This window comes from Aquimarina litoralis, from assembly GCF_019295435.1.
In the GTDB taxonomy this organism is placed as follows: Bacteria; Bacteroidota; Bacteroidia; order Flavobacteriales; family Flavobacteriaceae; genus Aquimarina; species Aquimarina litoralis_A.
In genome coordinates, this window is the sequence record NZ_WEKL01000006.1 from 39,814 (window position 1) to 52,209 (window position 12,396).

Consider the following 12,396-nt stretch of genomic DNA (forward strand, 5'->3'; position numbering starts at 1 on the left):
TATAGATATTTTGTTTGTATCATTTTTTGTAGATCCCTGGTTTTATATGGAAGGATTTAAAGTTTAACACAACCCTAACAAATCATTTTAAATACTCTACTTTTTTTGAACAGTTTATGATTCCATTTCACCATCGAGAGTACACCATTCGAGGAATTCAAAATTCAACAAATAAAATTATGATTTTTGTTTCTTTTTCATATTTCGCTTATCAATTTTTCAAATATTTCAAAATGATGTTCTTCAGTTCTCATTTCGATTTTGAGTCTGTTATTTAGATGACTAATTTTATAAATTTCTCCGTTAAGGAACAGGGTTTTTAATATTTCAGTCAATTTTGAAATCAGTTTCGGTTTTTGATTTTTTACTTCAATGATATATTTGTCAGATAAGTCGAAATCCCATATAGATTTATTAATGATTTTTTTTATGAAATCTATTCCTGTCTTTTTTCTGATTATAAACTCATAATTAGGTGTTACGAGCCTTTCAGTTTCCCATTCTGCGAGAACTAATAAACATTGTTTTTTCGATGAAATTAGTAAGTTTCCAGTTGAGGTAAATGTTGATTTTTTATATTTTAAAATCCAGTTTTTTGGCGAATATATTTTTCCAAAAACCAAATAAGACCAAGCATTATAATTACCTTTTACTTTTCCATTTTTGGTTGATATATAACTTTCAAAATCGGAACAGAATTTCTCATTTTTCTTAAAAAAAGGTGAACTCATTTCATCCGGTGATGCTTTTGGTTTTATTTTCATATGTAGATTACCATTTAATTGAACATAATAGCGTTCTACTATATGTGTCAAGATATGGCCAAATGTTACTTTGTTTTTGAATTTTGGCTAGGTTGATTATTAAATTACAAGTATCTTATTTAGAGATAGTGTGGTATTATAATGATTTCTTTAAATCGATTATTTGAACCTTATTGTCATTTACTTCAATAATAAAATTATCAATTATGAATGATTTTGATGACATATTCAACTCCGAAGTAATACTGTTATTCTTATCAATTAAATAGGTTTTAGCTCCTCTAGATAAAAGCCTTTTATCTTCATAATATCCATTATCTATTAATATCTGATTAATATCTAAACGTGTTCCTTTTGTCAGATCTATATTATTAATTGATAGTACGTATCTTTTAGAGCTTAAAAGATATGATCTTGTTTTATCTGTATTCTCAAAACTAATTTTTTCATTCAAATCCTTTAAGATTAGAATTTTATCTTCTTCGAAAAACTTCAACATACCATTTTGATCAGAATTGAATTTAATACTTTTCGTGATGCTTCCTGTGTTTTTATCAACTAGAAAAAGTTTACTATCACTTAATAATATTAAGTTACCCTCAATAATTTTATAATCCGTAATTATGCTTTTTTTACCTTCTAATGTAAATGTCTTTTGATAAAGTTTTTTTCCTGTTGATTTGTTATAGGCAGCAAGGAAAGGTTTTCCAAAACGTAGAGCACGTGTTCCTGTATTAGCAAGTCCAAAATTTAATAGGAATAAAGTTTCATTTTCAATAAAAATGTGAGATCTACTAGAAGTATTTTTATCAAAAGAACTTTTCCAAATGATTTCTCCTGTTTCCCCGTTAATTTTAGCTACTTGCTCTTCTGAAGAAAGATAGAAATCAGAATCTTCGATTAACATATTTGATACTAAATTTTTAACAAGATTAGGTCCACTGGAGGCTACAAAAGTACCAGTAAATATAGCAGCTATACCAGCAATAGTATTTGCAATAACAGGAGCAGTATAGTCTTTTTTTCCTGTTACTGTGTTATAATCCCAACCCTTTCCAGTTCTGAGGTTTATTTTGTGAAGTCCATTTGAAGAAATTATTATGGTAGAATCATTTAGATGAATGATTTCATTCCAACCAAATTCATTAGGTATTTTTCGTTGCCATTTTAAATCCCCATTTTTTAAATCTATAGCTCTTAGTTCATCTTTACTAACTCCAGAAGCTTTTATTCTATAGCCAAGAGCTAGATTTTTCTGATCAATTAAAGAATATATATAATTCTTTGTTTTTAATGTTTCTTTACCATTATCGGGATCAATCTTGATTGTTTTATTTTGCTTCGAAATCAATAAGGTTTGATTTTTTTGTTTCAAAGTACTTCGGTTATAAGAAAACTTTTTAGACCATAGCAAGTTATTGTTGTAAATATCGTATTTCATTAATTGGCCAATATTATTGAGTCTTTTACCATTCTTGCTTACACCACGAGTTTGTACGGTGATAGTACTGGTAATTGTGTCTAAGTAAAAATTTTCAATTCTTTCAGGAAATTCATACGCCGTTCCTATGATATCAGAATTATGAATTTTATTAACACCCATTTTAGAAGTAGTAACTTCTACTGTAGTTGGAGTATTTTGTGCGAAAGAAATTACTATTTTGAATAGAACGAGGGTAGAAATATTTTTTTTCATAGTTGTGTTATGAGTTTTAATATGTCGGTTGTTTTTATATAATTCGAGTTTGAATTGGAAATTGGTATACTAGTTTTTGAGATGTTAAGCTTGAATCTCTCTTTGATAGTTAAATAGTAGAATCTGACATTACTATTGAAAGAGTAGGGATTAAGTTCTATATTTTAATTTGTACTACATTGAATTTCAATAGAAGTTATTAGAAGAAATATTAGTTTGTTATTCATTAGTTGATCTTTTAGTTCTTCCAAACTTAATTTGAAGCAGTAATATGTGAAAGTCAAATTGAGTGAACTATACTTTTGGTTGAGGAAATGAGCTTTTTATTTTAAGTCCCAATAAATTTTACAAAATCTTGTATAGCGTGTTATTCTCTTTATAGTTTTTGTTCAGTATGAGCATCATAATACTTAAGAATAGTAGGGGAGGAAGTCCGAAGATAATAAATGTAAATGGGACTATATTATCAATTTTATAATAGAGGTTATAGTAATATTTTGATATATTACCCATATATATCAACATGTTATTTGTTATATATATGATGCTAGTTATGATTATAAATGAAGGTATTACTTTCCCAATAATAACCAGTAAATTTTTATAGGATAGCYTTTTATTCTTTTTTTGAAGAAGCTTTTGACTATACTGAAAAAAATTAGTTGCTTTAACATTAAAAATTTGGCTATTTCTTGAAGAAAATAAAAATAGTAGAACTAATATAATCGCTACTATCATTTCAAAACAATAAAAGAAAAGCTTACTATTTATATTAAATATTTGAACAATAAGATTGAATTCGTTTTCAAGATTTGTTTGGCCAAGCAGTGCAAAATGTGTGGAAAATAAATCAGCAACTCTAAAAATAATAATAAGGATTGCTATAATTATATTTTTTCTCAAAACGTTATTAAATATTAATGCTACTCAAACTTTAAGAAACGTTTTCATTATGATTTTGTTATAGTAAGATTGGCAAAATTATTTTATAAAAGTTCACTTATTCAGTTCAGTTTTCTACTTTTCAAGTCTATGTTTAATGATTTCTACTAACTCATCTTTGGTCATGAAAGTGTTCAAGTAGTCTTCTAAACTTCCTTCGTTGGAAATCTCGTAGAAAAACACTTCGTGATCTGTTCCGAAAAGTGTAGGATTTTCTGGATTGGGATCAGAAAGCGATATGTAAATATTGTCTGGATAGCCAYAATCATAGAACAAATGGATAAAATCGGGTTTAGGATCATTCGTAATTTTTGTGATTTCTTCTAAATTAGTCATTTCCTCATCCATAAAATCAACGTTCCATTCTTCAAAATCAGGGCTTCCTTCTTTAAAAGGTGTAAATGGTTTTCCTACCCAAAATGTCTGCCCATAACCTTCATCTGTATTACAAAAATACTTATTAAGAATCATGTTATAAAAAGCATTTTTATCGGTTTCAAACATGGTCATATTTTCATCGATAAACTCACCGATTCCATAAATAGGTTCTTCATCTTCTGCTTTGGACCAAGGCGTGTCGGTTGGTTTTTGATAAAGAACTGTATCGAAAGTAATTGAAAGTATATCATCTAATAAGGATGTTCCTTTTACATTTTCCACATTTCCTCCAAGTTGCTTTATCCGATCTAATATTGCTTGTTTCATTAATTAACTTTTGTTTTCACTATTGGAGTATGTTTATAATTTAATCAAGATTTTTTGAGTTGAACAGTATCTTGTATTTTCTTTTTCTGTTTAGAAGAGATCCAAAAGTGAGTTTTAGAGTTATCAGTATTGACTAGATGATCTTTATCATAATATTGTCCTACAACAGAAGCATGTTCATGGCGCCAGTACTGGCCAGTCGTATCCGTTAGAATAATTGACCCATCTTTCAGGTTTTGTATATACTTATCTCCTGTGAAAGTACTAGATTGTTGTTTTAGACCGTGTTTATTTATATATGCAGTGCGGTCAAGAGTACTCCAATTATTCCCAAAAGAATCTACTCTCTGATAGGCTCCATCGAGAGTTGTTCCTTTCTTTTTCATGAATTGAGTAGTACCTAGTTTTACTTGTGGACTATTATCTGCCATTTTTTGCATTTTTAGCTGTGCGATGGCCTCTACACGATTGTCTTTAAACTGAAAAGTTGATTTATTACTACTCATTTTTTGAGAAGCAACTCCGGTCATTTTTCGACTTTCATTTCGTTGTATTTTGTTTGTATGAGTGTTCATGTTTATTTCTTTTCAGTTTTGATCTTACTTTTTTTATCAAACCTTTTTTTAAATAGGTATTAGATATATAGTTTCAGACAGTTACTTTCGATGTAATACTAAGGTAGTAAATCTTCAATTAATTACTTTAATAGTACAACATTAATAGTCAATACGTTTTGTGGTTGTTATTTAGCTTTGTTTATTTTAAATTCAACTCTTCTGTTTTTACTTCTTGCTTCTTCAGTTTCATTGGTATCTATTGGTTTTGAACTTCCAAATCCAATGGAGCGTATTCTTTCTTCATTCAATCCTAATTCAATTAGATAGTCAGAAACACTTTGAGCTCTTTTTTCAGAAAGTTTTTTGTTAGCAGTCTCGTTTCCAATATTGTCTGTATGTCCAGAAATAATAATCTGTAAATCGTTGTTTTTAGTTAAAAAATCATACACAGTTGAGATTTCTAATTTTGCATGCTGATTTAATTTGAAATCATTGAAATCAAAGATTACTTTTTTGAAAATATAATCTTTATTAATTTCAATTGGAGATTCTTTTTTTTCTGTTTGCGATATTCTACTATTATTCTCATTTATAGCTTCAAGACTTAACATATCTAAGTAGTAGTAGGAAAGAATTTGTTTTCGTATTTTCATTTTCTTTTTAGAGACTTTTAGTTTATCTGCTTCAAAGTGTTTGGAGAAATCTCCAATGATTAAAAATTCTTCATTTCCTGAGGCTATAAATTCTGTTGAAATTTGTTGCCATACTATTTTGTTGTCATAAAATTTTTCTGATTGTATCTTATGAAAAGAATAGTTTTTAACTCCGATTTTATTTATGAATTTTTCAGAGAGCACTTCTAAACAACTACTCTTTATTTCTTGATCTGTAAGCAAAAAATCAAAACGATTAACGGCATAGTTGGATTCGTCTGCGAGATTTATATAAAAAGACATTTTGTATTTCTTTCCTTTGATTAGTTTTTCAGCAAGTCTACCTTGGATATATTCGTGAGATCGTGCTCTTTGTAGACCAAAACCAATATAGTTTTTTCCAAATTTCGCTTCTTGAAAACCTTGAAAGTTTTGAGGAACTCCTGTTTTGCCATCTGAGCACGAATTAAAAAAATCAGTGGTTCCAGATGTAGGTATTGACCAATGGGAAATTTTGTTTCCGAACTCTCCAATATGATGAATGCAAGTATCAGTCTGTTCGAAACTTGGATTCAGAATTAAATTTTGACATAAAACATTAGTTGATGTCAATATGAGTAATACTTTGATATAATTCACAAAGTTTTTATTATTGAAAACTACCGTCTTCATATGGTTTGATTTTCTAAAGAATACTTACTATGCTATTCTTTAGAGACTTGCGTTATTTGTAACTATCTTGATAATCAATTTTTACATCGTTCAAATAGTTCAATATTATGTTTCGGTTTTTTTTATCTTTTAAACCTTCTTTTAGTGTTGAGTAGTAGGTGTTGATAAATAGTAATTCATTATCTGAAAGGTAGTACGTTAGCGTTTGATATTTATTGATTTTACTCTTTTTATAGTCTCCAATAAATTTAAACGTATTCTCATTCCAATTGTACTGAACGAATGTCGAATCATTTACAATTTTTGAAGTACTTGCATTAGGGGCATATAATTCTTGATGATATACCATCTTCAGAGTCAGAGGTTTTGTGTTTGTTACATAAGTTTTTAACCAATAACTGCGTTTGCTTCCCCAACCGTTTAGATTACCATTCTCAAGTTCATTTAATACAGGAATCAGTTTGTCTTCATAAAACTTGTAGAAGTAATAATTAAACTGCCATATTCCTGTTCCCGAGCCGAAGTTTTCCTTGTAATAGATAATCGTTTTACCATCGTTGTCTATAAAGTGTTTAAGTTCAAGTCCGTAACGATGATAAATATCGTGTTTTGAAATTATTTTGTTTTTTTTGATGAAATATAAAAGAGAACTCCGAGTCAGATAGGGATTCCCTAAACAGATTGCATATTCATCAAAGTTGCTTTCTTTTTTGTCAAACGAATAAAACGCAATAGGAATTTTTCCATCCGACACGTAATCATTATCGACTTTAATTTTACCAAAAATTCTTTTGGCAGTTATAATGTCAATTGTTTTGAAATCTTCTTCTTCTTGAACTAGCTGTTTTAATGTGGTTAAGTCTATTGGAGAAATTATTTTGTTCATCTGTACTCGATTTTTAAATGTAGAATCAGCTACTGATGTTACCTTTTCAGAGAATAGAGTAGGAGATAAATTTCCAATACTGTCTAAGAACGATTCAAGCTGTTGATCCGTATGACTTCTTTCTTTCTTAGTAACTAAGGGTGTATTTGTATTTAGGCTTTGTCCATTACCATAGCTGGATACAAGTATAATTAACAGTAAGTAAAAAATTGGTTTCATTTTCTTTAAATGATATTTCTTGAGTACATAGTAATTGGCTCATTTTAGTATCAGTCGACATCTTGTTTTGTATAATTTTTACAATAAAGACAAAAGTGATTTCTAGTGGGTAAATCTAGTTGGAATTAATTAAATAGGTTATTGTTTATTGAATTTCCAATGAGATTACATTCTGATTGTACAAATATAAGTCCAAATAATAAAAAGAATTTGTAAAGGAATTCTGAACCACAAATATGAAAGTCCATTTCCATCAAATGTTCCTTTTTGATAATTAATATGATTGATTGCTCCATAAATATTCGCTGGTAGCATCAGCAGAAGAAAAATAATTAGCGTCCACCCAGAAATATAGGTAAATCTTGGAATCACTAGCCCTATTGCCATTAGGATTTCAAATACTCCTGTTAGGTAGACAAAACTTTCTTTGAACGGTATAAATTTGGGTATCATCATTGACATTCCTTGAGTAAATATAAAATGTCCAATTGCCGTAAAGCTTAACATTATTGACATTGCGATTCTTGCTGCTAAGGCAAAATCATATTCCTTGTAGACAATTTTTGTAACTAAAACTGCAATGATAAAGCTTGATAAAAGTACTCCTAATGGTTTCATATTGACTTTTTTTAATTCATTTACAAAGTTTGTAAATGATTTTAGAGTAGACAATGAACCCAAGTTAAGTAATTCGCTTGCGTATTCTACTTAAAGCTTGTGGAGTAACACCAATATAAGAGGCAATATATTTTAAAGGGATTTGTCTTAATAGTTTTGGTCTTTCTGAGAATAAGTCTAAATATCTTTCCTCTGCTGTTTTACTCAATAAGGAGAGTTCTCTTTTTGATTTTATGAGAAACATGTTTTCAGCCATTTTTCTCCCAATAATATTTCCACTGCTAGTTTTCTTGTAAACTTTTTCTAAGTCTTCATAAGAAATTTTCCATAAAATGGTATCTGTTAACGTTTCAATTTGGTATTCAGAAGGGGTTTGTGTTAAAAATGAATCATAGCCAGTAACAAATTCATTTTCGAATAGAAAACCAAAAGTTAAATCCGCTTCTTCATCTGGAATATAAAACCGAACTATTCCTTTTGTTATAAAAGCTAAATGGTTCTCAATCTCTCCAATTTTAAGAAGAACTGAATGTTTTTTGAGTTCTACTTGTTGCAATTTCGAAGAGAAAAACTGCCAATCAGAATCATTCATCGGAGATATCTTTTCAATAAAATTTCTGATTTCATTCATATGAACAATGTTTGTTATTTTCTGGAGGATAATTATTGATTTATAACAGAAACATTCTATCAAGACATTATAAACTAATCTATTAATACCTTTTTAAAATTAGGAATTAGAATTCGTTTAAACAATGGAGGGATACTTTTTTATGTGTGTTGTAGACTTTACATGCTTTTAAAAAATCGTTACACTGTTTTTATGTAAAAAAATGCTTCATTAGAATTATCTGTAACCAATAAACGATTATGTTCCTCACTGATAATACCGCCATTTTTTTCTAGTATCATTTTTTTAGCGGTAGTTACATCTTTAACTCCAAAAGTGCATACCCAATATTCATATTTGCCTTTATATTGGTTTTGAATTTCTAAAACATCGGCAACATGATTTCCTTCTTTATTTAAAACCTTGTATGAGTCACTTTGTTGTTGTACTAGTTTCCAGTTAAAAATGCCTTGATAAAAAGGAATAATTTTTTGTACATCTGAAACATGAAGCTCATTCCAAACAAGAGTGTTTTCTGTACTTTGCGTTCTGGTATTTTTGAGATTATTACCTTCATAGATGGTGAAACCTGCTCCTTGAGGATCTCTGATTAAAGCAACTTTCCCAAATCCATTCATTTCATATGACATTTCGATGATTCCTCCAAGTTGTTGAGCGCTATTGATGGTGTCTTTTACATTAGCTACTTTGATATAAGTCATCCAAAAATGTGGCATGCGCATTTGTTTGAATTTTTCGGGAGTTTCGTATAATCCAGAAACTTCATTATTACCAAGAAAGGCCATATAATAATCATTTTCTTTATAGTACTTCCAACCAAAAATATGCTCATAAAAGGGAATAGTATCAATAGGAGAATAGGTAGACAAATCTGCAAAGAAAGGAGTGTTGTTTTTCATAATTTCAGGGCTCATTTATAACATTATCATTACTATTTGCTGGCAACCAATCAGGAGGTTTGATAAAAACCAGTACTTTGTTTTTTAACCCTTTTACTTTTTTTAGTTTTATAAATAAGCGAGCAATACCATGAAGAAATACTTTTATCGGATTTGTACTATGTACAGGTTCTGAAATTCCATAACGAACTTTTTCAACTTCAGGTTCAAAAGTACCAAGCATCCTATCCCAAATGATTAAAATACCCGCATAGTTTTTATCCCAATATTTTCGATTTGAACCATGGTGCACACGATGATGAGAAGGTGTATTGAAAATGAATTCTACCGGTTTGGTAAGTTTACCAATAATTTCGGTATGTAATATGGTCTGAAATACTTGAACAAAAACTTCTGATAACAATACCAGAATGGGATCAAATCCAAGCATTACAATAGGTAAAGAAAATATTATCGGCATGATCGCATCTAGTGGCCCAAACCTATAAGCTACAGACATGTTAAAATGAGGTGAACTATGATGAACAGTATGTGTTGCCCAACCAATACCAGTTCTATGCATCATCCTATGTTCCCAGTAATAAGCAAAATCTGCTAGTAGGATGCAAGCTATTATTGTTATCCAATTGAGTTCTAGATGTGGTAGACTAAAGTTGTTATAAATCCAAAAATAGACTTTAGTTATTGCTAGAAGGCCTAGAATTATTTCTATTAAAAAGAATGCTCCAAAGGTTATAATATTAGCTATGCTATCAAAAATTAAATCTTTATTTAACCTTTTTAAATATGCATATCTAATTAACTCTAATAGAAAAAATGGAACGATAATATATAATAGGCTTAAGTCATTAAAGATATAAAACCAGTAATTTACATCTACCCAATCAAGTTTTTTTGATAAGAATTCAATCATAATTATTTTCTTTTCCAGATTTCCACATCGCCATAACCATAATAGTCATAGCTTAATTTAAAAGTATTTTTATCTATCATATCAATTTGGCAATCAACTTGATACTGCTGCCCTTCATATTCAACAGTATAACTGCCTTTGCCTTTAACACCATTAAACTTTTTAATAATTAAAGTTTTGATACCGTCAGCTTTTTCGGCATATCCATTTTCGTCTTGATACTCATATGTATACGCATTAAAAACCGTTCCTTCTTTTTTTAGATGATATATAATACTTCCTTTAAAATCCTCATTATTGTAGGTAACCTTCCATTTTCCAACTATGTCATCGATTTTGGAAATGTTGTTTGTGTTTTTCTCAGGGAGACTTCCTTCAAAAAGTGTTTGTTCTTTATGATCACTTTTTTCGGAAATCACCTGTTCTTGATCTGCATCGGTCAATGATTCATGATTATAAATTGAATTGTCTTTTTGAGATGCATAGCTTGTTAAATGTGCAATACCAGTAATAAAAATGATGACAGCTAAACTTCTAAATACTAATGTTGAATATTTCATGTGTTTAATATTTTTTACAAAAATGAGAAGGTTTGACATCATTTTTTTTTGACCTATGTCAAAATTTTCGAATAGTTTAAAATTAAATGAATAGTGAGAACCAAATGATAATTATAATGTACTAAAATTTTGAAGATTCATATTAGAAGACTTCTAGATACAATGGATATGTATGAATATACCAAATCTTCTTAATTGTATCAAAGTGATCAAACCATTTTCAATCAAAGTGGATTGACAAAGCCATAACAATGGGTATAGAAATAGTTTTCCATAATTTTATTTTAGGAAATACTATTTTCTTATTCTACTTAAGGTCTCTTGTGAAATCCCTAAGAAAGATGCAATGTAACCAAGTTTAACGCGTAATTCAATATTCGGSAAATAGGTGAGTAGTACATCGTACTTTTCTTTTGCAACAAGAAAAGACCAACCTTTAGAAAATTCGTCTATAAATGTTAGCATCTCTTCAGCAAGTAGTCTGGCAAAATTTCCAAAAGCAGGAAAGTCGGCTATTAATTTTTGATAGTTTTTATAGCTGATTCGATATAACACACAGTTTTCTAAACATTCAATTTCTTCGAAGCTTTGTTTTTGACCATAAAAGCTGTGCCAAGATGTTATGAATTGATTTTCTGAGTAAAACCAAGATGATATTTGTTTACCATCATGATAATAGTAGTTGTGTAAAACACCTTTTTGTACAAAGTATAGATAACTAGCTTTACTTCCTTGACTTAAGATTTTTTCACCTTTTTTAGCTTTCTTTTCTTCAAAATCTGTTAGGATTCTTTTTCGTAATTCTGGACTTAAAAAACATCTACTGCTGATTTCTTGAAGTAAATTTTGCATGTCGAGTTTATTATGTTCTTATTTCCTTTTGCCTTTTTCAAGGAGTTTTCCTCCTTCATATATATTCATGTCAATAATTGTCGATTCATTTTTTTGAAATTCATAAACCACATTTTCGTAGTTTAGATAAAAAGTGTTTTCTGTTTCAGGGAATAATTTTTTCGACCATATAGATTTCCCATTTTTGATATCTGTAACTCGAAGAAATTTACCCTCTATTTTGATGTTAACGATACGATCGGAAAAGATATAATCTCCTACATATCGATCTAAAATATCCTCCGATAATTCGGTTTCCGCAAGTGGTTGATGGTCGTAACTTATTACGCGAGTAAGTTTCCACTTTTTGTTAATCATTTTCCATACTGCGGTAAGTTTTCCTGAACCAATTACTTTTTCTGTTCCATCTGGTATCTGTAAATAGAACTTATGATCACAAAATTCTAATGCACCAAAATTCTGCATCGGATATACTTTTAAAGATCCCTTGATTAATTCTCTTCTTAGGGGTTGTCGGGATCGTTGTTCTTCTCCACAAAATACAGTCATATCTTTTATCTCATCATCTTTTGAGGCTGTATATCCTGCGACATCATGAAAAAACTCAAAATCCTCAGATAAAAAGGATGCATAAGTTTCTAAATCACATAAATTTTGAGCTGCAAAATACAAGCTGTCCATTTTGGCAATTGTTTTGTATAGGTTGCTTGTCCGTTCAACAGCTTTATATTTTGGTATTGTATTTTCTTTTTTCTGACTCCATGAAATTAATGTCATTAGGAAAATAAATGTGCAAATCTGTTTTTTCATATTTTCAACAATTGATCTT

13 protein-coding genes are annotated in these 12,396 nt (G+C 29.3%); all 13 read right to left on the reverse strand.

Annotated elements, in window-relative coordinates:
• Nucleotides 1-197: 197 nt before the first annotated feature.
• Entirely contained in the window at nucleotides 198-815 is a 618-nt protein-coding gene (locus GBO31_RS04725; protein WP_246615767.1) for a hypothetical protein, read from the reverse strand.
• A gap of 85 nt (nucleotides 816-900) precedes the next feature.
• On the reverse strand, nucleotides 901-2,460 hold the full coding sequence (locus GBO31_RS04730; RefSeq protein ID WP_219007171.1) for a PQQ-binding-like beta-propeller repeat protein: 1,560 nt from the start codon (nucleotides 2,458-2,460) through the stop codon (nucleotides 901-903).
• A 1,017-nt stretch (nucleotides 2,461-3,477) separates the two neighbouring features.
• The gene (locus GBO31_RS04735) at nucleotides 3,478-4,107 is read right to left on the reverse strand and encodes a hypothetical protein (protein WP_219007172.1); all 630 of its coding nucleotides are present in this window, start codon (nucleotides 4,105-4,107) and stop codon (nucleotides 3,478-3,480) included.
• Between the two features lie 44 nt (nucleotides 4,108-4,151).
• A complete protein-coding gene (locus GBO31_RS04740; RefSeq protein WP_219007173.1) occupies nucleotides 4,152-4,682 on the reverse strand; it encodes a hypothetical protein in 531 nt (176 codons plus the stop codon).
• A gap of 167 nt (nucleotides 4,683-4,849) precedes the next feature.
• Nucleotides 4,850-5,989 carry an OmpA family protein gene (locus GBO31_RS04745; RefSeq protein WP_219007174.1) on the reverse strand — a complete coding sequence of 380 codons (1,140 nt, stop codon included), beginning with the start codon at nucleotides 5,987-5,989 and terminating at the stop codon, nucleotides 4,850-4,852.
• A gap of 52 nt (nucleotides 5,990-6,041) precedes the next feature.
• Entirely contained in the window at nucleotides 6,042-7,094 is a 1,053-nt protein-coding gene (locus tag GBO31_RS04750) for a hypothetical protein (protein WP_219007175.1), read from the reverse strand.
• A 165-nt stretch (nucleotides 7,095-7,259) separates the two neighbouring features.
• Nucleotides 7,260-7,712 (reverse strand): DoxX family protein, encoded by a 453-nt coding sequence (locus GBO31_RS04755; RefSeq protein WP_219007176.1) that lies wholly within the window; start codon nucleotides 7,710-7,712, stop codon nucleotides 7,260-7,262.
• 64 nt (nucleotides 7,713-7,776) lie between these two features.
• Nucleotides 7,777-8,343: a Crp/Fnr family transcriptional regulator gene (locus tag GBO31_RS04760; protein WP_219007177.1), complete on the reverse strand. Its 567-nt coding sequence runs from the start codon at nucleotides 8,341-8,343 to the stop codon at nucleotides 7,777-7,779.
• A gap of 179 nt (nucleotides 8,344-8,522) precedes the next feature.
• The gene (locus GBO31_RS04765; RefSeq protein WP_219007178.1) at nucleotides 8,523-9,242 is read right to left on the reverse strand and encodes a VOC family protein; all 720 of its coding nucleotides are present in this window, start codon (nucleotides 9,240-9,242) and stop codon (nucleotides 8,523-8,525) included.
• Nucleotides 9,243-9,246: 4 nt separating this feature from the next.
• Nucleotides 9,247-10,155, reverse strand: a complete 909-nt coding sequence (locus GBO31_RS04770) for a sterol desaturase family protein (protein ID WP_219007179.1) — start codon at nucleotides 10,153-10,155, stop codon at nucleotides 9,247-9,249.
• Nucleotides 10,156-10,157: 2 nt separating this feature from the next.
• Entirely contained in the window at nucleotides 10,158-10,715 is a 558-nt protein-coding gene (locus GBO31_RS04775; RefSeq protein ID WP_219007180.1) for a hypothetical protein, read from the reverse strand.
• A 294-nt stretch (nucleotides 10,716-11,009) separates the two neighbouring features.
• Nucleotides 11,010-11,567 (reverse strand): Crp/Fnr family transcriptional regulator, encoded by a 558-nt coding sequence (locus tag GBO31_RS04780; RefSeq protein WP_219007181.1) that lies wholly within the window; start codon nucleotides 11,565-11,567, stop codon nucleotides 11,010-11,012.
• 18 nt (nucleotides 11,568-11,585) lie between these two features.
• Complete coding sequence (locus GBO31_RS04785; protein ID WP_219007182.1) at nucleotides 11,586-12,377, reverse strand: nuclear transport factor 2 family protein; 792 nt, start codon at nucleotides 12,375-12,377, stop codon at nucleotides 11,586-11,588.
• Nucleotides 12,378-12,396 lie beyond the last annotated feature (19 nt).

Coding starts and splice junctions, on each gene's coding strand:
- GBO31_RS04730 (WP_219007171.1), bottom strand. CDS start 2,460: ATGAAAAAAAATATTTCTACCCTCGTTCTATTCAAAATAGTAATTTCT.
- GBO31_RS04740 (WP_219007173.1), bottom strand. CDS start 4,682: ATGAACACTCATACAAACAAAATACAACGAAATGAAAGTCGAAAAATG.
- GBO31_RS04745 (WP_219007174.1), bottom strand. CDS start 5,989: ATGAAGACGGTAGTTTTCAATAATAAAAACTTTGTGAATTATATCAAA.
- GBO31_RS04750 (WP_219007175.1), bottom strand. CDS start 7,094: ATGAAACCAATTTTTTACTTACTGTTAATTATACTTGTATCCAGCTAT.
- GBO31_RS04755 (WP_219007176.1), bottom strand. CDS start 7,712: ATGAAACCATTAGGAGTACTTTTATCAAGCTTTATCATTGCAGTTTTA.
- GBO31_RS04760 (WP_219007177.1), bottom strand. CDS start 8,343: ATGAATGAAATCAGAAATTTTATTGAAAAGATATCTCCGATGAATGAT.
- GBO31_RS04765 (WP_219007178.1), bottom strand. CDS start 9,242: ATGAAAAACAACACTCCTTTCTTTGCAGATTTGTCTACCTATTCTCCT.
- GBO31_RS04770 (WP_219007179.1), bottom strand. CDS start 10,155: ATGATTGAATTCTTATCAAAAAAACTTGATTGGGTAGATGTAAATTAC.
- GBO31_RS04775 (WP_219007180.1), bottom strand. CDS start 10,715: ATGAAATATTCAACATTAGTATTTAGAAGTTTAGCTGTCATCATTTTT.
- GBO31_RS04785 (WP_219007182.1), bottom strand. CDS start 12,377: ATGAAAAAACAGATTTGCACATTTATTTTCCTAATGACATTAATTTCA.